General features: G+C 35.4%; 25 protein-coding genes and 1 riboswitch. Of the genes, 16 read left to right on the forward strand and 9 right to left on the reverse strand.

What is annotated here, in order from left to right:
* Positions 1 to 26: 26 nt before the first annotated feature.
* Positions 27 to 1,196, reverse strand: coding sequence for a helix-turn-helix domain-containing protein (locus DYH56_RS03995; protein WP_114641572.1), 1,170 nt, complete (start codon positions 1,194 to 1,196; stop codon positions 27 to 29).
* A gap of 346 nt (positions 1,197 to 1,542) precedes the next feature.
* On the opposite strand from DYH56_RS03995, the gene msrB reads away from it, so the two are divergent.
* The 8 genes from msrB (at position 1,543) to DYH56_RS04035 (ending at position 10,976) form a co-directional block, all read left to right on the forward strand.
* The gene (gene msrB / locus DYH56_RS04000; RefSeq protein WP_114641573.1) at positions 1,543 to 2,556 is read left to right on the forward strand and encodes a peptide-methionine (R)-S-oxide reductase MsrB; all 1,014 of its coding nucleotides are present in this window, start codon (positions 1,543 to 1,545) and stop codon (positions 2,554 to 2,556) included.
* Between the two features lie 203 nt (positions 2,557 to 2,759).
* On the forward strand, positions 2,760 to 3,734 hold the full coding sequence (selD, locus tag DYH56_RS04005; protein ID WP_255414675.1) for a selenide, water dikinase SelD: 975 nt from the start codon (positions 2,760 to 2,762) through the stop codon (positions 3,732 to 3,734).
* Between the two features lie 22 nt (positions 3,735 to 3,756).
* Positions 3,757 to 5,160 carry an L-seryl-tRNA(Sec) selenium transferase gene (selA, locus tag DYH56_RS04010; RefSeq protein WP_114641575.1) on the forward strand — a complete coding sequence of 468 codons (1,404 nt, stop codon included), beginning with the start codon at positions 3,757 to 3,759 and terminating at the stop codon, positions 5,158 to 5,160.
* Positions 5,157 to 7,055 (forward strand): selenocysteine-specific translation elongation factor, encoded by a 1,899-nt coding sequence (gene selB, locus DYH56_RS04015; protein WP_114641576.1) that lies wholly within the window; start codon positions 5,157 to 5,159, stop codon positions 7,053 to 7,055. The genes selA and selB overlap by 4 nt, the downstream gene beginning before the upstream one ends.
* 377 nt (positions 7,056 to 7,432) lie before the next feature.
* Positions 7,433 to 8,026, forward strand: a complete 594-nt coding sequence (yedF, locus tag DYH56_RS04020) for a sulfurtransferase-like selenium metabolism protein YedF (RefSeq protein ID WP_199532970.1) — start codon at positions 7,433 to 7,435, stop codon at positions 8,024 to 8,026.
* A gap of 418 nt (positions 8,027 to 8,444) precedes the next feature.
* Complete coding sequence (locus tag DYH56_RS04025) at positions 8,445 to 8,717, forward strand: putative Se/S carrier protein (protein ID WP_114641577.1); 273 nt, start codon at positions 8,445 to 8,447, stop codon at positions 8,715 to 8,717.
* Between the two features lie 13 nt (positions 8,718 to 8,730).
* Positions 8,731 to 8,828, forward strand: a riboswitch (purine riboswitch).
* A 131-nt stretch (positions 8,829 to 8,959) separates the two neighbouring features.
* Positions 8,960 to 10,243 (forward strand): NCS2 family permease, encoded by a 1,284-nt coding sequence (locus tag DYH56_RS04030; protein ID WP_114641578.1) that lies wholly within the window; start codon positions 8,960 to 8,962, stop codon positions 10,241 to 10,243.
* A 97-nt stretch (positions 10,244 to 10,340) separates the two neighbouring features.
* Positions 10,341 to 10,976 (forward strand): HAD-IA family hydrolase, encoded by a 636-nt coding sequence (locus DYH56_RS04035; RefSeq protein ID WP_114641579.1) that lies wholly within the window; start codon positions 10,341 to 10,343, stop codon positions 10,974 to 10,976.
* A 50-nt stretch (positions 10,977 to 11,026) separates the two neighbouring features.
* Here DYH56_RS04035 and lgt read toward each other — a convergent pair whose 3' ends face one another.
* Positions 11,027 to 11,893 carry a prolipoprotein diacylglyceryl transferase gene (gene lgt, locus DYH56_RS04040; RefSeq protein ID WP_114641580.1) on the reverse strand — a complete coding sequence of 289 codons (867 nt, stop codon included), beginning with the start codon at positions 11,891 to 11,893 and terminating at the stop codon, positions 11,027 to 11,029.
* Between the two features lie 213 nt (positions 11,894 to 12,106).
* Here lgt and DYH56_RS04045 point away from each other — a divergent pair, with 213 nt between their 5' ends.
* Positions 12,107 to 13,327 (forward strand): FprA family A-type flavoprotein, encoded by a 1,221-nt coding sequence (locus DYH56_RS04045; RefSeq protein ID WP_114641581.1) that lies wholly within the window; start codon positions 12,107 to 12,109, stop codon positions 13,325 to 13,327.
* A 245-nt stretch (positions 13,328 to 13,572) separates the two neighbouring features.
* Here DYH56_RS04045 and htpG read toward each other — a convergent pair whose 3' ends face one another.
* The 3 genes from htpG to DYH56_RS04060 form a co-directional block, all read right to left on the reverse strand.
* Positions 13,573 to 15,498 carry a molecular chaperone HtpG gene (gene htpG, locus DYH56_RS04050; RefSeq protein ID WP_114641582.1) on the reverse strand — a complete coding sequence of 642 codons (1,926 nt, stop codon included), beginning with the start codon at positions 15,496 to 15,498 and terminating at the stop codon, positions 13,573 to 13,575.
* Positions 15,499 to 15,645: 147 nt separating this feature from the next.
* Entirely contained in the window at positions 15,646 to 16,383 is a 738-nt protein-coding gene (locus DYH56_RS04055; protein ID WP_114641583.1) for a gamma-glutamyl-gamma-aminobutyrate hydrolase family protein, read from the reverse strand.
* Between the two features lie 42 nt (positions 16,384 to 16,425).
* Positions 16,426 to 16,641, reverse strand: a complete 216-nt coding sequence (locus DYH56_RS04060) for a nicotinamide mononucleotide transporter (RefSeq protein ID WP_114641584.1) — start codon at positions 16,639 to 16,641, stop codon at positions 16,426 to 16,428.
* A gap of 214 nt (positions 16,642 to 16,855) precedes the next feature.
* Between DYH56_RS04060 and DYH56_RS04065 the strand changes: the two genes are divergently transcribed.
* The 3 genes from DYH56_RS04065 to DYH56_RS04075 all read left to right on the forward strand — a co-directional run bounded on the left by DYH56_RS04065 (position 16,856) and on the right by DYH56_RS04075 (position 18,656).
* Complete coding sequence (locus DYH56_RS04065; protein ID WP_114641585.1) at positions 16,856 to 17,485, forward strand: MarC family protein; 630 nt, start codon at positions 16,856 to 16,858, stop codon at positions 17,483 to 17,485.
* A gap of 1 nt (position 17,486) precedes the next feature.
* Positions 17,487 to 18,035 carry a DJ-1 family glyoxalase III gene (locus DYH56_RS04070; RefSeq protein ID WP_114641586.1) on the forward strand — a complete coding sequence of 183 codons (549 nt, stop codon included), beginning with the start codon at positions 17,487 to 17,489 and terminating at the stop codon, positions 18,033 to 18,035.
* 126 nt (positions 18,036 to 18,161) lie between these two features.
* On the forward strand, positions 18,162 to 18,656 hold the full coding sequence (locus tag DYH56_RS04075) for a PTS sugar transporter subunit IIA (protein WP_114641587.1): 495 nt from the start codon (positions 18,162 to 18,164) through the stop codon (positions 18,654 to 18,656).
* Positions 18,657 to 18,741: 85 nt separating this feature from the next.
* Here DYH56_RS04075 and mnmH read toward each other — a convergent pair whose 3' ends face one another.
* The 3 genes from mnmH to cysK all read right to left on the reverse strand — a co-directional run bounded on the left by mnmH (position 18,742) and on the right by cysK (position 21,442).
* Complete coding sequence (gene mnmH / locus DYH56_RS04080) at positions 18,742 to 19,809, reverse strand: tRNA 2-selenouridine(34) synthase MnmH (RefSeq protein WP_114641588.1); 1,068 nt, start codon at positions 19,807 to 19,809, stop codon at positions 18,742 to 18,744.
* 72 nt (positions 19,810 to 19,881) lie between these two features.
* On the reverse strand, positions 19,882 to 20,442 hold the full coding sequence (gene epsC, locus DYH56_RS04085; protein WP_114641589.1) for a serine O-acetyltransferase EpsC: 561 nt from the start codon (positions 20,440 to 20,442) through the stop codon (positions 19,882 to 19,884).
* Positions 20,443 to 20,530: 88 nt separating this feature from the next.
* The gene (gene cysK, locus DYH56_RS04090; RefSeq protein WP_114641590.1) at positions 20,531 to 21,442 is read right to left on the reverse strand and encodes a cysteine synthase A; all 912 of its coding nucleotides are present in this window, start codon (positions 21,440 to 21,442) and stop codon (positions 20,531 to 20,533) included.
* Between the two features lie 192 nt (positions 21,443 to 21,634).
* Between cysK and DYH56_RS04095 the strand changes: the two genes are divergently transcribed.
* Positions 21,635 to 21,796 carry a rubredoxin gene (locus DYH56_RS04095; RefSeq protein ID WP_114641591.1) on the forward strand — a complete coding sequence of 54 codons (162 nt, stop codon included), beginning with the start codon at positions 21,635 to 21,637 and terminating at the stop codon, positions 21,794 to 21,796.
* Positions 21,797 to 21,957: 161 nt separating this feature from the next.
* Here the strand turns inward: DYH56_RS04095 and DYH56_RS04100 are convergent, their stop codons facing one another.
* Positions 21,958 to 23,100, reverse strand: coding sequence for an aminotransferase class V-fold PLP-dependent enzyme (locus tag DYH56_RS04100; RefSeq protein WP_114641592.1), 1,143 nt, complete (start codon positions 23,098 to 23,100; stop codon positions 21,958 to 21,960).
* Positions 23,101 to 23,743: 643 nt separating this feature from the next.
* Here DYH56_RS04100 and DYH56_RS04105 point away from each other — a divergent pair.
* The 3 genes from DYH56_RS04105 to DYH56_RS15870 are packed head-to-tail and all read left to right on the forward strand — an operon-like array spanning position 23,744 to position 25,756.
* A complete protein-coding gene (locus tag DYH56_RS04105) occupies positions 23,744 to 24,688 on the forward strand; it encodes an ABC transporter permease (protein ID WP_114641593.1) in 945 nt (314 codons plus the stop codon).
* Between the two features lie 15 nt (positions 24,689 to 24,703).
* Complete coding sequence (locus DYH56_RS04110) at positions 24,704 to 25,543, forward strand: ABC transporter permease (protein WP_199532971.1); 840 nt, start codon at positions 24,704 to 24,706, stop codon at positions 25,541 to 25,543.
* A gap of 45 nt (positions 25,544 to 25,588) precedes the next feature.
* Complete coding sequence (locus tag DYH56_RS15870; RefSeq protein WP_158539046.1) at positions 25,589 to 25,756, forward strand: hypothetical protein; 168 nt, start codon at positions 25,589 to 25,591, stop codon at positions 25,754 to 25,756.
* Positions 25,757 to 25,760: the final 4 nt, after the last annotated feature.

Here is a 25,760-nt window from a genome sequence, read left to right on the forward strand (position 1 = left end):
TATTATTATCCAATTTTATTTAAACCCTAATCAAATTTGCGCTCATCTACCACACGAATAAGAAAAGCTGCAACATAGAGATCTCCATCACTTCTTAGGGAATGCATTATTCCGGCAGGGGCAATAAATGTATCTCCTACATTTAACTTTACTTCTCCGTTCTCCAGTACACCAAAACCAGAACCTTTTATGCAATAAAAAATTTCGTCTAGATCTTCATGCTTGTGCAGTGGAACCACTGCTTCTGAAGAAATATGATATACATTTTCCTCAATAGATTCCCTAAGGCTATTTAATTCCATACTTTCGCTGTTTAACCAGCTATTTTTATCGTGTCTTATTATATTTCTAAATTCACTGGGGCTGATTTTTGTATTTTTTTTAAAAAATCTGGTCATATTTGACGGTTCTGTAAATCCTAATTCATAAGCAATCTCATTGATACTTTTTTGTTCGAAACTGAGTTTAAGTCTTATTTTTAGAATTAATTGCTGAATAATATACTGCTTTGCCGACATATCAATAGCTTTTCTGGTCATTAAATTAACCGTCTTTTTCGAGACATACATCATATCAGCATACTCTTTCACAGTTTTCACACTATTAATATTCTTTTCAACTAATTCAGTGAACTGTACAAATGTTTCATTTTTTTTATATTTTGATAGATTTTCTCCTAAGCGGCTGTTGGAGAGTATCTGCATAAAAGTGTTGAAAGCTGAAGCGATTACCTTGTTATCTAAAAACTCATAGGCATTTTTGTACATATCATTTATTACATTTAAAAGGGTTGTTAATGTTGTCGTATATAAATCGAGACAATTAACATGTGGATTTAAATAACTCAGCTTAAACAATTCTTTTACTTCAGAAGTTTGACTGCTTAAAAATTCACATAAAAACCCTTCTGTAAACGTTATTAAATACCCCTCTAAACTGTTAAATTCACTATAGCTATGAACACGATTCCTGGATATCATCAAAAGATCACCTGCTTTAACGGTGTATTCTAAAAAATCAATTTCATGGACACCCCTGCCTCCAGTGATAAAAATTAAATTGTAAAAAGAGGTACGGTATGGTGTTTTAATGAAAGATTCATCCACAGATTCAAAAAAACTCTTTAATGATATGATTTCAAAACCTTTGTTCTGCCCTTTTTTATTCATAAACTCAATCTGCTCTACATTACTCATAATATCTCCTTTTATATTCCTTTTTTTAAGTCAAACATTTCACAAATCTATATAAATTTAAAATATACTGAAAACAAGTAACTATAATCAGTATAGATCCAATTCTAACATTTTACAATGTTATACCTAGACCAAAAACATTCAAAATGAAACCCTTAATCATTTTGGCAGTATATGGATAATTTCCTTTTTTTTTTTGCTCTTTCACATCCAGTACCTGCTCCTGTGATTTTTTATTAAAGTATTTTAAAGGTTTTTTTATTTTTGTCAGTATTTAGTATATTAGATATTAAATAAATTATTTTGTCACTTTAATCGAAAAAAACCTATTGAAGGAGGGGGTAATATGAAAAAATTGACAACACTATTAATCATTTTAATGAGTCTTAGTCTGTATGGAGCCCAGTATGAAAAAGCTGTCTTTGCAGGGGGATGTTTTTGGTGTATGGAGCATCCCTTTGAAAAGATGGAGGGGGTTAAATCTGTGGTGTCTGGATATACCGGGGGAACTACCATTAACCCTACCTACGAGAACTATGGTTCAGGAGGGCATATTGAGGTTGTGGAAATCATATATGATCCAAATGAGGTCAGTTATGGGGAGCTTTTGAAGGTTTATTGGAAACAGGTAGATCCTACAGACCCGGGGGGACAATTTGGAGACAGGGGACATGGGTATACTACAGCGATCTTTTATTTCAATGATTTTCAGAAAAAGGAGGCAGAACTGTCTAAAAAAAATCTGGAAAAAAGAATGGTATATAAAGACAAAATAGTTACTCCTATCCTGCCTGCTGCTGCTTTTTATAAAGCTGAAGAGTATCACCAGGATTATTATAAGAAAAGTTCATTGAAATATAAGTATTACAGGAGCCGGTCCGGAAGGGATGATTTTTTGGATGAAATTTGGGGAAAAGACAGAAAAGACTGGGGGAGGAATGAATTGAAGAAGAAATTAACAGATTTAGAATTTAAGGTAACACAGGAAGAGTTTACGGAACCGCCATTTAACAATAAATACTGGGACAACAAAAAAGACGGGATCTATGTGGATGTTGTTTCCGGGGAAGTACTTTTCAGCTCTTTGGATAAATATAAATCTGGAACAGGGTGGCCAAGTTTTACCAGACCATTGATTGCAGAAAATATTGTGGAAAAGGAGGACAATAAGTTTTTTCAAAAAAGGACGGAGATCAGAAGTAAGGCTGGAGATTCTCATTTAGGTCATCTGTTTAACGATGGTCCGGAACCTACAGGACTCAGGTACTGCTTAAATTCAGCATCTCTCAGGTTTATCCCGGTAGAAGACCTGGAGAAAGAAGGGTATGGTGAATTTAAAAAATTATTTAAAGATAAATAATTTTTTAATATTTTTTTGATACAAATTATTTATATGAGCTTCTGGAAAGAGGTGGATTTTTTAAATCCACCTCTTTTATTTTTTTCATTAAGACTGTTTACATTGAATAAACATGGGAAAAATGTTAAAATGAAAAAAAAATGGGAGGTAATAAGATGAATAAATTCAAAAAATTTTGCAGCGGTGGAGGATGAACTTCTAAAATAGGACCGGGTGTTCTATCAAAAGTGTTGGCTCATATCCCAAAAGCATATGATGAGAATCTGCTTATTGGATTTGATAGTGCTGATGACGCGGCAGTATATAAGGTAAGTGAGGATATGGCCTTAATTCAAACGTTAGACTTTTTTACTCCCATAGTTGAAGATCCATATACATACGGAAAGATAGCAGCAGCTAACTCTCTCAGTGATGTTTATGCAATGGGTGGGGATGTTCTTACAGCATTAAATATAGTGTGCTTTCCGGAAAAATTAGATCCTAATATATTGGGGGAAATTTTACGTGGGGGAGCGGAAAAAGTAATGGAATCAGGGGGAATCTTAAGCGGAGGACACTCTGTAAATGATGAAAATCCAAAATATGGATTATCCGTAACAGGAGTGGTACACCCTGATAAGGTAATAGCCAATAACACATGTAAGGCAGGAGATAAATTAATCCTGACAAAACCACTTGGGATCGGAATAGTAACAACAGCTCATAATGTAGGAGAAGCCAATGATCGTTCTTACAAGGAAGCCATAAAACTCATGGAAACACTGAATAAATATTCAGCTGAAAAGATGAAAAAATATGAGATAAATGGGTGTACAGATGTAACTGGATTTGGGTTCTTAGGGCATTTATCGGAGATGCTGAATGATGAGATCAGTATAATAGTAGACAGTAAAAAGGTACCTTATATAAAGGAAGCTTATGAATATGCCGAAGAATTCCTGATTACCTCTGCCGGACAAAAAAATAGAAAACATCTGGGAGATAAAGTAGTTTTAGAGGGAGTTCCATTTCCTATGGAGGAGATATTGTTTGATCCGCAGACTTCAGGGGGATTACTCATAAGTGTAGCAAATGAAGATGCAGATAAACTTTTAGCTGATCTGGAGGAACTGGATATAAAATCCAGTCTTGTAGGAGAAGTTGTAAGTAAAAGTACATATAGAATGAAAGTTATATAGGCGATAAAAGGGGGATTCAAAAGTGAAAAAATTATTATCAAATTTACCAAAGGTAGATGAATTTTTAATAAGTGAAAAATTAGAAGAATATAAAGATAGTGTTCCATATAATATCCTGATTAAATCTATTCGTGAGGGAATTGCATTCTATAGGGAAGAGATATTGAATAATAGATTGGCTGATACGGAGATGGAGAAGGAAGACCTGAAGATGGAGATCACCAATAAGATAATAAAGCTGATTGAATCTAAAAATCAATTAAATCTTAGAAGGGTAATAAATGCCACAGGAACGATTATTCATACTAACTTAGGCAGATCCAAGTTAATGGAAAGCAGTGTGGAAAATATAGTAAATATAGCCAGCAACTACAACAATCTGGAATATGATATACCTAGCGGTAAGAGGGGGAGCAGATATTCCCATATTGAAAAATTAATCTGTGATATTACAGGAGCAGAAAGTGCCCTGGTAGTAAATAATAATGCAGCAGCAGTATTGCTGGTTTTAGACACCCTGACTAAGGAGAGGGAAGTAATAGTATCCAGGGGGGAACTGGTAGAGATAGGAGGCTCCTTTAGAATTCCTGCTATAATGGAATATAGTGGATCTAAGCTGATAGAGGTAGGAACAACCAATAGAACTCATAAGAAAGACTATTTGGAGGCTATAACACCTGAAACCAAAGCACTCCTGAAAGTTCATACTTCTAACTACAAGATCATGGGATTTACTAAGGAAGTAAAGAATGAAGAGTTATCTAAGATGGCTAGAGATAAAAAATTGATCTCCATTGAAGATTTAGGCAGTGGAGTACTGGTAGATTTTGCTAAATACGGGTATAAGAAGGAACCTACAGTTCAGGAGAGTTTAAAATCCGGTATAGATGTAGTTACATTCAGCGGGGATAAACTTCTAGGAGGTCCTCAGGCTGGAATAATAGTAGGGAAAAGACAGTATATTGAAAAGATGAAAAAAAATAATCTTTTACGTACTCTGAGAGTAAGTAAATTGACTATAGCTGCCCTGGAAGTTACCTTGAGGGAGTATTTAGATGAATCGCAAGCTGTAAAAAATATTCCTACCCTTAGAATGATATTAGAGGGGAAAGATGAGGTCGAAAAAAGAGCTCATATTTTATATGAAAAATTAAAAACTCTAGAAACTCTGGAAGTGGATCTTGTTGAAACCAGTGCAATGATCGGAGGAGGGTCTATGCCTACGGAACTTATGGATAGTTTTGGGGTAGCCATATCTTATATAGGAAGCAGTATTGTTAAACTAGAAAGAGTTCTTCGGAATAATTCATTATCTATAGTTGGTAGGATTCAAGGTGGAAAACTGGTTTTAGACTGTAAAACTTTGAATGAGAACGATATGGACAGTATTTATGAAATTTTAAGTAAAGGGATTGATACAATATGAGTATAGTAATTGGAACGGCAGGACATATAGATCATGGTAAAACTACATTGATAAAAAACCTTACAGGGGTAGATACCGATAGATTACCGGAAGAAAAAAAGAGGGGAATCTCCATAGATTTAGGATTTAGTTACCTGGATCTACAGGGAGAAAAAGTAGGGATAATAGATGTCCCGGGACATGAAAAGTTTGTAAAAAATATGATGGCAGGAGCTACAGGGATAGATATAGTTATGCTGGTTATAGCTGCTGATGACGGAATAATGCCCCAGACCCGTGAGCATTTTGATATAGTCAGACTTTTAGGGATCCATCACGGAGTTGTAGTGATAACTAAGTGTGATAAGGCCAGTAAAGAAAGGGTACTGGAAGTAAGACGTGAAATAGAAGAAGAGTTAGGGGGAAGTTTTTTAAGCGGGGCTTCTATGATTGAAACCTCTATAGACAATCCGGACTCTTACCAAGAGGTAAGGGACTCGTTGAGTGAATTAGTAAAGACTATCAAAGATGAAGAACAGGAAAAAATAGTTTTTAGGATGTCGGTGGACAGATCATTTAGTGTAAAGGGATTTGGAACGGTGATCACAGGAACATCCCAGGGGAAAGACTTAAAAGTAGGAGATTCATTGCAGATATATCCAGGTGACAGGGTAGCAAAGGTCAGAGGGATACAAAACCATGGCCTCAGTGTGGATACCCTCAGTGCAGGGAATAGATGTGCCATAAACCTTGCAGGGATAGATAAGGAAGATATAAAGAGGGGAAGTGTAGTAGCTACTCCTAATTCCCTTTCTGTAACCAGGCTTATGGATGTAGAAATAAATTATCTGTCTTCCAACAGCAAGGTGCTGAAAAATAACCAAAGGGTTAGATTTCATCACGGAACCAAAGAGATCATCTGTAGAATAAAATTACTGGATCAACAGGAATTAAAAGCCGGGGACAGCGGTTATGCCCAATTGATCTTAGAGAAGGAATTGGTTGGTTTCACTGGAGATCTGGGAATACTTCGTAATTATTCTCCTATGTTTACCATTGGAGGAGTAACTATTTTAAATCCAATGGCTGCCAAGGCCAAAAGATTTGATGAAAAATTAATCGGAAAATTAAAGGGCGGGAAGAGTGATAACAGTGTTAAACTATCCAGCGTCATTGAGGAGTTAAGTTCTAAATATCCATCTTTTGAAGATATAAAATTAAATTTTGGAAGTGCTGAAGATATCACTGAATCTTTGGAAAAACTGGTTAAAAATAAGGAAGTTTTAGAGTTAACAGCTTTAAATGAAACTGTATATATGCATAAAAACTTCTTAGAGGAAAAAAAGGCGGAGCTTTTGTCTATGTTGGAGGAGTTTCACAGTAAAAACCCCCTTCTTATAGGAGAAAATACTTCAACTGTTAGAAATAAGGTTTTTTCTAAAAAATTTAAGAATAAAAACTATTTAGAGATCTTATCAAAATTAGAGGATGACAAAGTTATAAAGGTAAACTCCGGTCTGGTTTCAGCCTTTGACTTTGAGATAAAGTTAAGTAAAAACCAGGAAAAAATTAAAGAGATAATTTTAAAAACCTATAAAGATAATGGCTACAAGCCTCCTAAATATGAGGAACTTTCTAAATTAACGAGCGATCCCAAAGAATTAAAGAGGGTTTTTGATATGATGGTATTGTTAGGAAAATTGAAGTTCATAGAAAAGGATGTTTTTCTTCTGGACTCAGATTATAATAATCTAATGATGGTAATAAATCAGCTGGGAGAAGGCGGAAAAGAGATAGCCCTTCCTGACGTTAAAGGGAAGATAGACACCAGCAGAAAATATTTGGTTGCATATCTGGAACATTTGGATAAGGTGGGAGTAACTAAGAGGGTAGATAACGCAAGGGTACTGGTGTAATAACGAAGAGATTAACCGCGAATTACGCGAATATTTGAGTGATCATAAGAAAACCTGAGAAATATGTGACAAAGAAAAAAAGAAGTTTTAGTCGCAGATTATGCAGATTAACACAGATTAAAATTATTTTTTAAATCTCGGACACAAAGTACACAAAGGAAAAGAACGCTAAGTAGAAGAATTTAAAATTCTAAATTCAGAATTATTTTGACTTCGTGAGCTTAGTGTAAGGGTTTAATGTTTTGAATCTGCGGAAATAAAAGTTATACATCTGTGTAATCTGTGTCAAAAAAAAGCTCCTATGAAATGACTATAAGGTTTATAAATTTGGAGAAAATTAGTGTAGATTGGTGGCAAAAATATGGGGGGAATCAATTTTGATAAAAATAGATGCTATGGGGATGGCTTGTCCATTACCTGTAATTCAAACAAAAAAAGCGTTAAAAAATATAGAGGAAAATGGAAGCGTAGAAACCATGGTCGACAATGAAGCTTCCATGGAAAATCTGCTGAAAATGGCTAAAGAGATGGGACTGGAGTCCAGTTATGAGAAAGTGGAGGAGCATAAGTACAGGGTAGTAATCACCAAGGGTGAAGGCGGAGCTGTTGCTGATTCAACTGATGCGGCATCAAATGAAAAGATGGTCATAGCTGTCTCTTCAGATAAGATGGGAGAAGGGATCGATGAATTAGGAGATGTATTGATGAAGGGATTTATCTATACATTGACCGAGATGGATCTTATGCCGACTACGGTTTTATTCTATAATGGGGGAGCTAAGCTCACAGTAGAAGATGCTCCTACACTGGAAGATCTAAAAACTTTAGAGGAAATGGGAGTGGAGATATTAACCTGCGGAACCTGCCTTAACTACTATAATTTAGGGGATAAATTGGCAGTAGGAGAGGTAACTAATATGTATACCATCATGGAAAGACTGCAGGGTGCAGATAAGTTAATAAGACCATAGAATTATCTGACTCTTCCTTCTTATGGTTTCTCTCCACAAGAGAAACCAAAGCAAGGTGTGGAAGGGAGATCAACTAATTTGAAGGAAAAACTTGGACACAGAGATACACAGGAGAACAGAGAGGTGCACAGAGAAAACCTCCGTGTAGCTTTAGTTTAACATCTCAGCGGGTCTCTGTGTCAAAAGAAGATTCTAAGGGTTCCGCCCTTAACTGGGTTCATTTCTCGGCTTGATCTGAGAAACGAACCAAAGAGGAACAAGAAGTTTATAATTGTCTTAACTAGTAATGCACGATCGTCATTGTAGAAACAGTATAGCTGAAGCGAAACGACTATAAACTTCGAAATTAAAAGTCAAAAGATAAAGTCAGATTCTAGTCTGCGTCAAGTTTTTTGAATCTAAAAAAGTGAGGGTAAAAATGAAAAAAACAGAAGAATTTAACCTTATCTCCTTTGAGTCCACTCATATGGCGATAAAGAGTGAAAAATTATTAAAAGAAGTAAATTTAGATATAAGAATAATTCCTGTACCTAGGGAGATAACATCCAGCTGCGGACTGTCACTACGTATAAACCCCTTAGATTATAAGGCTGCAAGAGAAATTTTGGATGAAAATCAGATAGAAATGTCAGGCTGCTATATGGTTAAAAAAACAGGATTAAAAAAAGAAATTCTTGACATCAGCAATTAAATTATTGTAATATTAGTTATAAAATATTTAAACCCATATATTTCCATAATTTGGTTGGAAGTTTCTACGAGTCACCGTAAATGGCTTACTATGGGGTTAATTAATTATAATTTCTTCCATGGTTTTGTAAAAGCTTTCAGGAGTTTTTAACAATTATGATTGAATTGTAAATAATCAACCCCTTGTATATAGCATGGGGTTTTTTATTTTTAACAATTATATTATAAAAAAGGGAGAAAGAGATGGATTTTTTTCAATTGGAAAAACATGGAACAAACATAAAACAGGAGATGGTAGCAGGAACAACTACGTTTTTAACAATGGCTTATATTATATTTGTAAACCCGGGAATATTGGGTGAAACCGGTATGGATAAGGGAGCTTTGATTACTGTTACTTGTTTGGCAGCCTTTATAGGAACCATGATAACTGCCCTTTGGGTTAATGCACCATTAGCTATGGCACCTGGAATGGGATTAAATGCATTCTTTACTTATACCCTGGTATTTGGGATGGGAGCCACTTGGAATGTAGCCTTGGGAGTAGTATTTATATCAGGAATCGCATTTTTATTACTTACAATGACCGGATTCAGGGAAAAAATAATAGATGCTATCCCCCTTCAACTTAGATTAGCAGTAGGAGCAGGTATTGGATTGTTTATTGCATTTATCGGAATGAAAAATTTAGGATTAATTGTAGCTAACCCGGCAACTTTGGTAGGATTAGGACCCCTAAGTCCCACTGTAATCTTAGGATTGATAGGACTTACAATAATGGGTGGACTGGAAATAAAACAGGTGAAGGGTGGAATTTTAATAGGAATAGTTATAACCACTGTCTTAGGAATGGTTTTAGGGTATGTAGAATTACCAAATGGAATAATGTCTACTCCTCCGAGCATAGCACCTATAGCCTTTAAATTAGATATATTGGGAGCCTTGAAGCTGTCTATGATTGGACCGATATTTTCATTTATGTTCGTAGATTTATTTGACTCGGTTGGAACCATAGTAGCCTGTGCAAATGAAGCTGAGATGATAGATGAAAAAGGAAAGATAGAGAATGTGAGTAAGATATTGGAAGCCGATGCAGCAGCTACTGTAATAGGGTCATTATTGGGGACCAGTACCACTACTACCTTTGTAGAATCAGCTTCCGGAATAGCCGAAGGGGGAAGAACGGGACTTACATCTGCCACAACGGCAATCCTATTTTTCTTAGCTATGTTTTTTACTCCGGTGATAGGAGTAGTTCCGGCATTTGCTACGGCACCGGCGCTTATTATTGTAGGAGTATATATGTTTAAAAATCTTATAGATATCGACCTGCACAAGATAGAAATTGCTATCCCGGCATTTTTAACAATAATTTTGATGCCATTGACATACAGTATCAGTACCGGGATTACCTTTGGATTTATTTCATATGCAGTTATAGAGATTATATCTGGAAAGGTTAAAACAGTAAAACCTACTATGTGGATAATTGTTGTTTTATCTACAGTGGAATTATTATCTAAATAAATTCATTTAAATATATGGCAGTTTTAAAGGTCAGATCCTTTGAAACTGCTTTTTTTATGTGGTATAATTAGGTTATGGAAAGAGGGGAGGGTTGATTATGAAAAAAACTATGTTTATATTCGATTTTGACGGTACCATAGCCGATTCTTTACACATGGGAATAGATCTATACAATAACCATATAGCAAAAAAACTCAGGTGTAAGAAGATAGAAAAAAATGAAATAGAGGATTTAAAGGAAAAGCATACCTACAAATTGCTGAAAGATCACGATATCAATCTGATTAAACTTCCAATTCTTCTGTTTAGATTGAAAAAATTGATGTCTCAAAAAATGGGTGATATCCCTCTTATAGATGGGATAAAGGAAGTTTTGATATCTTTAAATAAAATGGGATATAAGATGGGAATATTGACATCTAACAATAAAAAAAATGTAGATAACTTTTTAAACCACTATGAGCTGAGAAATTTATTTGAATTTATCTATTCTGAAAAAAATATATTTGGAAAGGATAAAGCCATAAATAAAATAATGAAGATAGAAAAATTAGATAGGATCATATATGTAGGAGATGAAACACGGGATATAGAGGCATGTAAAAAAGTAGAAGTGCCTATTGTATCTGTGGGGTGGGGATTTAATACATCTGCCAACTTAAAAAAACATGACCCGGATTACCTTATAGAAGACCCAAAGGAACTCCTTGAGATAGCAGAGGGGCTGGAGTAAATAAAAATAGGATTAGAAGTAAACCTTCTAATCCTATTTTTATTTATTCTTTAATTTGCTTTTTTTCTGTTAAAATATCTGATCATAGATACCGACCAGATGATTAAGATTACGCTGATAACATGAGGTGCACGGAAACCGTAAAACATCAGGTCTTCACTTCTAAAGAAACTGACGAAAGTCCTGATAAGGCTGTATTCTATAATATAGATAAACCATACTGTTCCTGGTTTATAATTTTTATGTCTGAAGAAAAACCAAATAGACAGAAAAGCCATAAAGTTTAAGATTAACTCATATAACATGGCCGGGTGTAAGGCTAAGCCCGGAAACTCTCTTCCTGCAGGGGATGAATCCGGGAATACAATTCCCCAGGGGACTAACTCCTTAAATTTCATTTGAGCGGTTAAACTCAAAGAGTTATAGGTGTTGTACCACTCCACAAATTTTGGTTTGATAGAAAATATAACACTAAAAGGGGTAAATGTAGGAACCCCGTGAACTTCCCCGTTCATAAAATTACCGATCCTACCGATTGCCTGTCCTAAGATAAATGGTGCAGCAGCAATATCTCCTAAACTCCACATAGATATCTTGTGTTTTTTAGCAAAGAAATATGTTCCGACTATCCCTCCTAAAATTCCACCGTGGATAGCCATTCCGCCTTTCCAAACTGCCAATATATCTCCCGGATGACTAAAGTAATAAGTGGGATTAAACAACACATAATACAGTCTCCCCCCCAATAAACCAGAGATCATGGCTATAAAGGCAAAGTTTTCCATGAGTGCAGGGTCAAATCCCTTTCTCTTTCCTCCTATTTTAGCCAGTTCAATTCCTAATAAAAATGCAATGGCATACATAAGACCATAGTAGTGTACTTCAAAACTTCCAATGGTAAAAAATACCGGATCCATAAAATAACCTCCTAAAATTATTGACATCTTTAGAATTATACCATAAACTTTAAGCATAGTAGAAAATTATAAAATATATTATTTTTTTCACTTGTTTGGAAGTGGAATATTTGTTATTATATAACAAGGTTAAAATTATAATTATTCAAATTTAAAGGCAAAAATACTTAAAAAAATAAATGTTTAAATTGAAATTATTGAGGAGGAGTTAGAATGCATAATATTGAAAATGTAAGTGATGACATTTTTTGGGTAGGGGTAAATGACAGAAAAACTCAAAGATTTGAGAACTATCTGCCGCTAGATAAGGGAGTTTCTTATAACTCATACCTTATTTTAGATGAAAAGGTAGCACTTATTGATACAGTAGAGATTGGAACCAGTGAGAATTTCCTAGAGAAGGTTGAGGGAGTATTACAGGGCAGAAAGATAGATTATCTGATAATAAATCATATGGAACCAGACCATGCGGGAGCTATAAAGGATATAATCAGACTGTATCCAGATGTCACTCTGGTAGGAAATGTAAAGACTTTTCCAATGCTGGATGCATTTTATGACTGTGCAAAGGAAGGTTGCGAAAACAACAGGTTGGTAGTCAAGGAAGGGGATACTTTAGAGTTAGGTAAACATACCCTTACATTTGCCATGGTACCTATGGTACATTGGCCGGAATCTATGGTTACGTATGAATCTTCTACAGGAACATTATTTTCAAATGATGCATTTGGAAGTTTTGGTTCGTTAGACGGAGGGATCTTTGATGACCAGTTAAACCTTAGTTTCTATGAGGATGAGATGAGAAGATACTATTCAAATATCGTAGGTAAGTATGGAGCTCCTACACAGGCTGCCATAAAAAAATTAGGCGGATTGGACATCAAGTGTATAGCTCCTTGTCACGGTCCTGTATGGAGAACGGATATATCTAGAGTATTAGGTCACTATGATGCATGGTCTAAGATGGAACCGGAAGCAGAAGGGGTAGTAATAGTTTATGGTTCTATGTATGGAAATACAGAAAAGATGGCAAATGCAATTGCAAGACAGCTGTCTAAAGAAGGAATCATCGATATAAAGTTATATGATGCATCTAAGACAGATCACTCATATATAATCAGTGATATATGGAAATATCAAGGGTTAATCATAGGATCTTGTTCACATAACAATGCAGTTTATCCAAAAGTTCAGCCACTTCTGTCTAAACTGCAAAACTATGGGTTAAAAAATAGATATCTGGGTATCTTTGGAAATATGATGTGGAGTGGTGGCGGAGTAAAAGGGATACAAGCCTTTGCCGATTCACTTAGAGGTGTAGAAGTTGTAGGAGAACCTGTAGAGGTAAAAGGATCTCCAAGATCGGAAGATTATACAAAGTTAGAAGCTATTGCAACTGCTATGGCTGATAAATTAAAAGCAGCGAGAAAATAAAAGTATTTATATAATATAAAAGCTGGAGATGACATAATGTCATTTCCAGCTTTTTTTTTGAAACAGATTCCAAACCCTTGACGCTGACTAAAATCTGATGCTTAAATACAGACAAAACCAGACTAAAACCTTCAGCACTAAGAAATGAACCCGTATTAAAGATGGAATCTTTAGAGCTTACCTTTCAACTCAGAGCACACTAAGACCTTCAAAGATACGATTGGTGTTCATTGGTGGCTAAAATTTTAGTTTTTAGAAGCTTTTATTAATAATTCTGTCATATTGTTGGCAAATTCTATGGGATCCTCTAATTGAAATCCTTCTATAAGTAAAGCTTGAGAATATAATACTTCTGCATACTTACTTAAATTTTCCGGGTGTGTTTCATTGACTTTAATCAAGGCTTTAAAGAGTTCATGGTTGGAATTTATCTCTAAAATTCTCTCTGCCTTGAGAGCTCCCATGGGGTTATCACCTGGTATCTCAGCCATTACTTTTTCCATCTCAAATGAGATCCCATCTGTACCGCTCACCAGGCAGACAGCACTGGATTTAAGCCTTGTAGTAGGTCTGACTTTAGAAACTTTATCTCCTAAAGCTTCTTTAATCTTAGTAAATAGATCGGAATTATCTTTTTCAACCTCATCTAACATCTTCTTGTCATCCTCACTGGAAAGCTCTTCATTGGCTTCGTGGATAGATTTAAATGTAAGGTTTTCAAAACTTCCCAGAGATTTGATGGCAAATTCATCTATTTTATCGGTAAAGTATAAAACTTCCCACCCTTTTGCCTTAATTCCCTCCAATTGAGGCATCTTTTCCAGACTTTTGATATTATCCCCGGAAACATAGTAGATATGTTTCTGATCTTCAGGCATCCTATCCTTATATTCCATTAAAGTGGTCATATTATCATCTTTTGTAGTGTTGAAAATCAAAAGATTTTTCAGTGTATCCTTATATCTGCCGAATTCTTCGTAGATTCCACCCTTTATATTTATACCGAATTCATTCCAAAATTTAATATATTCATCTCTATCGCTTTCTAACATCTTCTCCAATTCTTTTTGGATCTTCTTCTCTAAATTTTTAGCGATTATTGCTAACTGCCTGTTTTGTTGTAAGATTTCACGGGAAATATTCAGAGAGAGATCTGGAGAATCCACCAATCCCTTGATAAATCTGAAGTGATCCGGGATCAATTCTTTGCACTTTTCCATGATAAAGACATTTTTACTATACAGCTGCAGCCCTTTTTCAAACTCTTTGGAATAAAAATCCATAGGAGTTTTAGACGGGATATAAAGCAGTGCTGCATAATCTAAATTTCCCTCGACTTTAAAATGAATAGTTTTTAAAGGGTCGGTCCAGTCGTGGAATTTTCCCTGATAAAATTCATTGTATTCCTCTTCTGTGATTTTAGTTTTAGATTTTTTCCATAGAGGGGTCTGGGAATTTATTTTTTCCAACTCGACTGTTTCTACTTTTTCCTTAGTTTCTTCATCTTCAATAGTTTTAGTTACTTCAAGTAAGATTGGATATCTTACATAGTCAGAATATTTTTGAATCAATTCTTTGATCTTATACTCCTCCAAATATTCTGCATTGGAATCCTCTTTATTCTCTTCCTCTCTCAGATGGAGGATGATCTCAGTTCCCCTGTGAGATTGTTTAGTGTCCTCTATGGTAAAGCTGCCTTCTCCTGTAGATACCCATTTTACCCCTGTATCAGAATCGGGACTTTTAGTTTTAAGAGTTATCTTGTCAGCTACCATAAATGATGAATAGAATCCCACCCCAAATTGTCCGATGACAGAGAGGTCATTATTGTTATTTTTTGCCTCTTTGAGAGCTTGTGTAAATTCACGGGATCCTGATTTTGCAATGGTACCGATATTTGAGACAACCTCTTCGTGGGTCATTCCAATTCCATTGTCTTTGATAGTGATGGTGTTTTTTTCTTTATTTATAAATATCTCTATCTTAAATTCGTTATCATTTTTCAATATATTTTGATCTGTAAGGGCTTTAAATTTTAGTTTATCCAGGGCATCACTGGCATTGGAGATTAACTCCCTTAAAAAAATTTCCTTATGTGTGTAGATAGAATGAATCATTAGGTTTAATAGTTCTTTAGTTTCAGTTTGAAAATTTAATGTTTCTTTATGCATAGTAAATCCTCCTAAAAATTTTTTAGCACTCGATGTTCTAGTGTGCTAATTAGTTTTTAACACATTTTCAGTGCACTTGTCAATCTCTCACTAAAAGAACGACGGCTTTATAAAAATATGGTTAGTTTGCCGATATCTGGACATATTTTATTTCCTTTTTTGTTTTAAACTTTCCATAAAGTATTGAAATAGTTCCTTCATATCCCCATTGTTCCCTTGGGAATACATCATCTCAGGATGCCATTGGACTCCTAATATGAAGTGATTATCATCTATATATTCAATAGCTTCGATTACATTATCGCTGGATTTAGCAGAAATTTGCAACTTATCCCCAACTGCTTTTATACTCTGGTGATGAAATGAATTAACCCATAGATCATCAGTAAATAACTTATTTAGAAAGGAGTCTTCAACTGGAATAATTTTATGTACAGGAATATGAGGGCTGCCATCACCTTGAAGGTGCTTTAGATAGACCTCTTCATTATATTTTAAATCCTGGTAGAGGGTACCGCCGAAGTACACATTTAATAGCTGCATCCCCCTGCAGACTCCCAAAATAGGGATGTTTTTTTTGATTGCATATTTTATAAGAAGCATATCGAAGGAATCCCTTCTCAGGTCTGGAGTTTGAGTTTCCGGAAGGGATTCCTCCTGGAATAATTGAGGATTGATGTCGCCTCCCCCGGTTAAAATTAAACCATCTATGAGATCGATATACTTAGAAATAGTTTTTTCATCCTCGGTCAAGGGTAAACTAATGGGAGTTCCTCCAATCTTTATTATAGAATCGGAATAATGGTTATTTACATAATCCCTGATAAATCCTGTATTATCAAAATCACGCTGAGAGCCGCTGAGCCCTACTATCATATTTTTCATAAAATCCTCCTTAAATCTGAATAAACTCAGTATTTATATATACTATGGAAGGGAAAGGATGTCAATTGTGCCATACATCAACAATGTCGCAACTGTTTCAGAGCTTATATCTCCTACTCGGAGCCATAATATTACAGATATGGCATTTACAAGGATCCATAGGTACCAGTTTTCCGTATACCTCTTTGACATTAAAAATAACGCAACGATACAATATTCACCTTTTTTCCATCCTTTAAAATCGCCCGCTAAGATCATTTTCTGCTCCCCCTTAAGTTGTTTTATTTATGATTTAACAAAGGAGTTATAAATGCAAACACTATAAAGAAATAGGGCGGCTGTCTTTTTTAAAGGGAGAAACTGTTATTTATAAACTTACAGTTTTCAGATAAAAAAAATCAAAGATAAGAAAAAAAAATCAAGGAATATGATAAGTTTAGTCGAATATAAAATACCAGGAAGGTGAAATAAAATGGAATATGTGATTCAGATATTTATCAACGCCATGACTATGATTGCTATATTGAACCCATTTGGAAATGTACCATTGTTTATAGGGTTGACAGAGGATATGGGGAAAATTACCAGGAAAAAATTATTTAAAGTGATAGTCATTACCGGCTTTGCCATAATGGCGACATTTGCTCTTATAGGATCATTTATGATGCATAGTTTTTTCAGGGTGGAGATGAAAGAAGTCAAGATAGCGGGAGGAATAATCTTAGTTGTTGTAGCTTTAAAGAATCTCTTATTTAATGAAAAACATAAGAAAAAAAATGAGCCCCAGGAAGAATTAACAGAGGAGGAGGAGATCAAACAGGGGATAATTCCCATGGCTTTCCCCATGTTAGTTGGTCCGGGGTCGTTGGCAGGGGTACTCCTTATCAGCCAGGAGGCAGGGGGAATTTCCAGTGTCCTCTCCTGTGTTGTGGTATTTGTAATTACCCATCTTATGTTTTCTGTTACAGATATTATAGAAAAAATATTTGGGGAATTGGTTTTATTTGTACTGTCCAGGGTGATGCAGTTGTTTATAATGGCTGTGGGAATAAAAACTATTATTAGCGGTGTAACTATGGTTGTGCAGGGTATAGGAGGTTAAGATGAAAAAAGCAGCAGTGTATTTAGCTGAAGGATTTGAGGAGATAGAGGCGCTGACTACAGCGGATATTTTGAGAAGAGCAGAGATTGAAGTTGATTTAGTTGCTGTGGGAGGAAATTTACAGGTAGCGGGAGCTCACAATATAAAGGTGATAGCTGACATTCTGATAGAGGAGATAAGTCATGAGAACTATGATATGATGGTCCTGCCAGGTGGGATGCCGGGAACGTTAAATTTAGATTCATCGAAAATACTGAAGAAACAGATTATAGATTTTGATCTGGAGAGTAAATATATAGGGGCCATCTGTGCCGCACCCCTTATAATTGGAAAGATGGGATTTTTAGAAGACAGGCAGGCCACCTGTTACCCAGGTGTGGAGTCACAACTGTTTGGAGCTGCCTATAGGGATGATTTAGACGTGATCGTAGACGGGAATTTTATAACGTCCAGGGGACCAGGTACGGCTATGGCATTTGGGTTGAAATTAGTGGAACTTTTAAAGGGTAAAGAAATAAGTGAAAATTTAGCTTCTGATCTTTTAGTTTAAGGATACAATAAATGGTTAGATATTACGTCTTTATGATTAAAGTTTAAAACTTTTTAATCTTTAAAAAATGGTAAAAATATAGTATAATTATCGTGCTGAGAAGGATTATATATAGGAGGATTTAAAATGGGATTATTTGATTTTTTAAAAAAAAATAAAGAGGAAGATTATATTGAAATATACTCACCGTTAAATGGTAGAGTTATCGACTTATCAGAGGTACCTGATGAAGCATTTGCTCAAAAAATGATAGGGGACGGATGTGCTATAGATCCTACAGAAGGATCTGTTCATGCTATAGCTGATGCTGAGATCGATATCTTCGATACTAATCACGCAGTTAGTTTTGATCTTGAATGCGGATTAGAGATGATAGTACATTTTGGAATAGATACAGTAAAATTAGATGGACAAGGGTTTGAGAGACTGGTTACTCCTGGAGATGTAAAAGCTGGGGATGAATTGGTAAAATACGATCTTGAATATATTACAGAAAATGCAAAATCTACAAAAACTCCAATAATCATATCTAATATGGATGAAGTTGCTGAGTTAAAGGTAGTAGCTACAGGGGATGTAAAGGTAGGAGACCTGTTAATGAAGGTAAAATTAAATAAGTAATAAATTTTAGGGATGAGAGATCATCCCTATTTTTGTAATAAAAATTAGGAGTTTAATAGATTCATTAAACTCCCAATAGATTTTTTTACATATGCTTTTTAAATACTTCCTTTAATTTTATGATCCCGTCTTCAATACTTTCAATCATAACTTTTTCGTGGTAGTTATGTTTGTTTAAACTTTTGTTGTACATAGGGTCATAGTATTCTATCATCATTTGACGGGCAGCTTCCCTGATTTCACCGTGTTCTACTAAATCGATAAATTTACTGTGGGCACTGCCATCCATATATCTTTTTAATTTTTCTGCAACTTCCAATAAATTCCCTTTCAACTCATCGATCCCGGTGTAATCATCCATGATGATGTCGAGTCTCATCTCTGTAGGAGCTTCTACTAAAATTTTCACTCCCTCCTTCATTGTATCCCAAAATGGATCCGGGATATGAATAGGACCTATCTTTCTGCTTTCCCCTTCTATCACTATCACATTATTTTTCCTGTGTTTAACAGCATCATATAACAGAGATTCAAAAGTTTTCTGGCTTCTGTCCTGGGGTATCCCTATATGCCCGAAGTGGGAACCTCTGTTCTTTGCCATTCCCTCTAGGTCGATAGTTTCAACACCTTTGTTCTGCAATTCATTCAAAATTTTTGTCTTTCCCGTACCTGTTTTTCCATGGAGAGTTATCAGTGTCACTCCCTGGACTATATTTTCAAGATCTTCTATAATGAAAGCTCTATAAGATTTATATCCCCCGCTCAGTCTGGCAGTTTTATATCCCATGGATTTGAAAAATGAAGTCATAGACCCGCTTCTCATCCCCCCTCTGGCACAGAAGAATATGATATTATCGCATTTTTTTGAGAGTTCACTTATCTGCTTGGTGATATCTCCCAACCTTTTAGAGATAGCTTCTATACCCAGCTGCTTAGCTTTTTCCTGGGATTCTTTTTTATATGCAGTTCCCACCATTACTCTCTCTTCATCCAGTAATACCGGTATATTAATGGCTCCTGGGATAGTCGATTCCTGGTATTCCTTGGGAGTTCTTACATCTATTAAGATATAGTTATTTTTTTCTAATAATTCCTTATAACTTAATTCATTTTTATTCATATCATCGTATATATTGGTTTTCAAAAAATTCACCTTCCTTCCCCTTATTATAACATAACAGAGGTTAAAAGTTGATATGAAATAATTATAATATGTAAAATAATTTTAATTTTTTTCCTCTTTTATTCCGCATTGAGATATGGTGCAGGATTTTCCGTTGCATTTCATAGTCCCGGCTACTCCTACAACGGTAGAGTTTTCATAACTGTCCTTTAAAACTACGGTATTTCCTCCGATCTTAGTTCCCCTGGCAATGGTAATATTTCCCAGAACCTTTGCTCCGGCACCAATTATTACATTATCTTCAATAGTTGGATGTCTTTTCCCGGAATCTTTACCTGTTCCTCCCAGGGTAACCTGGTGGTAGATAGTAACATTATTCCCGACTATAGCAGTTTCTCCTATAACTACACCCATTCCATGATCTATAAAGAGTCCCCTGCCTATAGTTGCTCCGGGATGGATCTCTATCCCTGTAATGAATCTGGCAATTTGAGATAATAATCTGGATAAAAAGAAAAATTTTCTTTTAAATAATCCATGGGCGATCCTGTGGATAAAGATGGCATGGATAGACGGGTAGAGGAAGAGAACCTCTATATTTGATTTTGCAGCAGGATCGATACTTCTTATATTTTTTATATCATATTTTAAATTTTTAAACATTATTCCTCCATACGCTATATAATTATTTGCTTATATACTAATGTATTTCTGTTGAGATGTCAAGAGAAATAAGCTAAGGTTTACTTTACTAGACTGTTTTTGTAAATACTCCTGTGGAGATGTACTTTTCCCCGCCATCTGGAGCTACTGTTACCACAATTTTGCCCTCTCCTAATTTTTTAGCCAATATTTTAGCAGCGGCAATATTTGACCCGCTGGAGATTCCTAAGTAAAGACCATCACTGTCCAATACGTTCCTGGTCATCTCATAAGCTGTTTCATCATCTATGGTAATAACTTCATCGATGATGGATGTGTCTAATATCTGGGGGATAAATCCTGCCCCGATTCCCTGGATCTTATGAGCTCCGCCGGTTCCACCAGACAAAACAGGGGATTTAGACGGTTCCACTGCCACAATTTTTATATTTTTATCACATTCCTTCAGGTATTTTCCCGTACCCCCAAGGGTTCCGCCAGTTCCTACCCCTGCTACAAAACCATCTATCCCCGGAAGTTCATCGTATATCTCTATCCCGGTAGAAATATAGTGTGCTTTTATATTAGATTTATTTTCAAATTGATTTGGAATATAGTATCTGCTGTCGGCCTCTGCCATCTCATAGGCTTTATTGATAGCTCCTGTCATACCCTTTGTGGGCTCGGTCAATACCAGATTTGCCCCATAAGAACTTATTATATCCTTTCTTTCCTGACTCATACTGGAAGGCATAACCAAAGTTACTTCATATCCCATGGCTTTTCCAATCATAGCTAAAGCTACTCCTGTATTCCCGCTGGTAGGTTCTAAAATAATGTCTCCCTTTTTTAATTTACCATCTGTCTGAGCATCTATTATCATTTGGTGCGCTGCCCGATCCTTTATAGATCCGCTGGGATTAAACTTTTCTAACTTTACATATATATCAGCCAGGCCTTTTTCTTTTTTTAATTTAACCATTGGAGTGTTTCCTATTAATTGAACAATATTTTCATACATCTGACTACCTCCTATTTTGCTATAAATGCGTTAAATATTTAATCTAAAACAATCTTATCATTAACATAGTCTAGGAGTCAATAATAGAGGAGTTTATTTAAAAAAAACTTATCTTGACTTAGCGGGTCAGATTTGATAAGATTCTTTTTGTAAACGCTATAAAAATAAAACTAATATAAGGCGGTAAAAATTATGAAAAATTATGTATGCGAAATATGCGGATATGTTTATGATCCAAAAGTTGGAGATGTAGAAAATGGAATAGAAGCAGGAACTAGTTTTGACAGCTTACCTGAAGAATGGATCTGTCCTCCATGTGGAATGGGTAAAGACGTATTCGCAGAAGAGAACTAAAAATTTAATCCCCCCCCGGAATTTCCAGGGGGGATTTTTTTATTTACTAATTTACTTCTTTAGCTCCTACTTTCGCCTTCTTTATGATCGCATTTAAAATAAATAATTTAGTATCATTTATTTTAATATTCGCGATATCGGAGAATCAGAAAGAGGAAGTTCTATATAGATTCAGAGAGCTCCTTTAAGATCTCGATTGTTTTTAAGATCTCCTCCATGGTATTCTGGTGGGAAAAACTAAACCTTACCATCCCATCTTCATTGGTTTTAAAATCATTGTGCATCAATGGAGCACAATGGATTCCAGGTCTTGTGGCTATCCCATATTCATAGGATAAAACTTCGGAAAGATCGCTGGATGGAATTCCTTCTAAATTTATAGTCACAATGGGAGAACGATAAAAAGTAGTGAAATCCCCGTATATTTTTACCTTTGGCAGATCTTTTATTCCTTCATAAAAAACCTTGGCCAGAGACAGTTCTTTTTCACGGATTGTATCCATCCCTGTGTTAAAGATATATTTCAAACTGGCATTTAGTCCTGCTATCCCATGGATATTGGGTGTACCGGCTTCTAATTTATCGGGCATAGTTTTGGGATGCTCCTCTGAAAATGAATGGGAACCGCTCCCTCCTACAAGGTATGGATTCAGGTCTACCTTAGGAGATACATATATTCCTCCTACCCCTGTAGGACCCATGAGCCCCTTATGTCCTGTAAAACACAGGATGTCTATATTATTCTTCACTACATCCACAGGAAATACTCCCAGACTCTGTGACCCGTCTACAATAAAGATAAGGTTGTGCTTATGAGTTGTCTTTCCTATCCTGTCTATATCCACCAGGTTTCCTGTTAAGTTAGAGGCATGAGTGACTATAACTGCCTTGGTATTTTCATTGATATTTTTTTCTAATTCATCATAGTTTATATTTCCAATCTTATCTGAACCAATAAATTTTACCTTGACCCCATCTTTTTTTAATTTATATATTGGACGGAGTACCGAGTTATGCTCCAGAGTTGTGGTGATAATTTCATCTCCCTCTGAGAGACCTAACCCCAAGATTGCCATATTCAGAGACATAGTTGAGTTCCCTGTAAATGCTATATTCAACGGATCTTCTGCACCTATGAGTTTGGCTAATAATTCCCTTGTTTCATAGAGCACCCTGGATGAACGAAGAGAATATTCGTGTCCTCCCCTGCTTGGATTCCCAAAACTATTCAGTGCCTCAACCATGGCTTCTCCCACAGCCTTTGGTTTTGGCAGTGTAGTTGCAGCGTTATCAAAATAAATCATAATTTTTCCCCACCTTTTCATTTAATTTGTAATTTAGTTTTATTCTATCTTATTTTGATTTAAAGGTACAATATTAATTTAATTTATTTTGCTTAGATATTAAAATGAATTTGTTGAATGGTGTGATTCAAGATGATGAAAAAATAAAATTAATGGAATATTTCCTTAAAAAAAACTTAATTCACTATTGACAGGATCTGTCGGTATGTTGTAAGATAAGACAAAATTAACTAATAAAATACAATTCAGGAGGAAACATGAAATTTTTTCAATGAAAGTGACAATTGATTAAAACTTCCGGTGGAAGTCACGAGATCTACTGCAAATGGATAACATGAATAAAACTAGTTTAGATAAATTAATATCTTTCTTTTCCTGTAGTTTTAAAACTGCACCTATTCTTTTTTCAGCATAGATCATTTTATTTTTAAATAAATTTCAACTTTTTACGAATCAAATCCCAAAGGGATCATATTTTAATGCCACTAGTCATGGGGGCTTTTTTAGATGAAAAATTATCAATTATAGAGACGGAGGACGCTCCTTTTTTTGTTGTGCTATTTTTTAAAATTATAGATAAATTAAATAATATCAGGAACTAAAAATTATTGTAAAACTAAAAAAATATAAGGAGTATAGAACAATGATTAGATACATAATGAAAAGGCTATTCATGCTTATACCAGTAATAGCTGTGGTAATGATTCTATCTTTTTTGATTACCCACATAATGCCTGGGGATCCTGTAAGAATGATGATGGGTGATTTTGCAACGGAAAAACAGGTATCTGCCATGAAACATCACCTTGGATATGATCGGCCATTTTTTACACAGTTTGGAGAGTGGTTTTCAAGAATAATAAGAGGAGATCTGGGAGAATCCTTATTTTTATATGAAAAAGTTTCAACGGCTATTTTTTCAAGGCTGGAACCTACATTTATGCTTGCTCTTGTGGGAGAGAGTATAGGACTTTTGATAGGGATACCCCTTGGCGTGATAGCAGCAGTTAAACATAGAAGCTGGATGGACCAGTCAGCAATAGGGATATCTCTGGCAGGAGTTTCAATACCTAGTTTTTGGCTCTCTATTATGCTTATATATTTATTTTCTGTTAGACTTCACTGGTTTCCTGTACAGGGTTATGTTCCTATAGAAGAGTCGGGAATAGGAGTCATAAAATATCTTGTTCTGCCGGGATTAACTCTTGGATTTATGCAGGGGGGGATAATAGCCAGGATGACAAGGAGTGCAATGTTGGATGTACTCAGACAAGATTACATAAGAACTGCCATGGCAAAGGGAGTAGCAGAAAAATTTGTGATCATAAGGCACGCTTTAAAAAATGCCATGATACCAGTTGTAACAGTTATAGGATTTAGTCTGGCTGTACTTTTAGGAGGGACATGGGTTATAGAAACTGTTTTTAACATACCGGGAACAGGGAGTCTCGCTATTAATTCTATAATGAAGAGGGACTACCCTGTTATACAGGGATGTATGATATTTATAGCTTTGGTCTATGTAATTATAAATATAATGGTAGATGTGAGTTATGCATTTTTAAATCCAAAGATTAAATATAAATAAAAAGGAGTGTTAACATTGGAGAAAGATATAAAACAAATGATTTTAACAGTTAGAAAACATCCTTATATAGCCATAGGAGGAGTAGTAATTGCAGTAGTTTTTTTTATTGCCTTGGCAGCTCCCCTCCTGACAAAATTTAATCCTTTGGAACTAAACGGAAAGTCTAGACTTCTGCCCCCTTCATTGGTACATCCCATGGGAACCGATCATTTTGGAAGGGATATTATGAGCCGATTGCTTTATGGGGCAAGGACATCTATGCAGGTTGGGATTTCAGTGGTAATAATCAGTACAATCATAGGGGGATTAATAGGGTTAGCAGCGGGATATTACAATAAAATAGATAATTTAATCATGAGAATTTTAGATGGATTTATGGCATTTCCAGGAATAATAATTGCCATAATTTTAGCAGCTGTTTGGGGAGCCGGTAAATTAAATATAATATTGGCACTTTCATTTGCTTATTTTCCTCAGATGGCAAGGGTTGTAAGGGGTTGTGTTCTTACCGGGAAAGAGTGGGAATGTGTAGAATCTGCCAAATCTTCAGGAGCTAAAGACGGGCATATACTTTTAAAATATATACTGCTTAATTCATTATCACCAATAATAGTACAGGCTACATTTACTTTTGCCGTAGCAATATTAGATGAGGCAGCTCTGAGTTTTTTAGGGCTGGGAATAGAACCACCTCATCCAAGCTGGGGTGGGATGATTACCGAAGGAAGATCTTTCATGGGTGTAGCACCTTGGGGAATGATATTCCCTGGAACAGCAATAATGGTTACTGTTTTGGGACTTAACCTTTTAGGAGACGGACTGAGAGACTATTTGGATCCGAGACTCAAGGTGTAGATCTATGGAATATCTATAATTTTAGAAAATCAAAAGGAGATAAATGTGAAAGATGAGACTAAAAGTGTAAATAACGGAAAAAATAAAAATGATACAGAGCTGAAGGACGTTGTCGTCCTTGCAGCAGCGGCATTTTCAATAATAGCTCCCATTGTTATCTGCACCATGCTGGGAATAATGGCAGTTTTTATGCTGCTGAATATTTTATTTTAAGAAA

This window comes from Psychrilyobacter piezotolerans (assembly GCF_003391055.1).
Lineage (GTDB): Bacteria > Fusobacteriota > Fusobacteriia > Fusobacteriales > Fusobacteriaceae > Psychrilyobacter > Psychrilyobacter piezotolerans.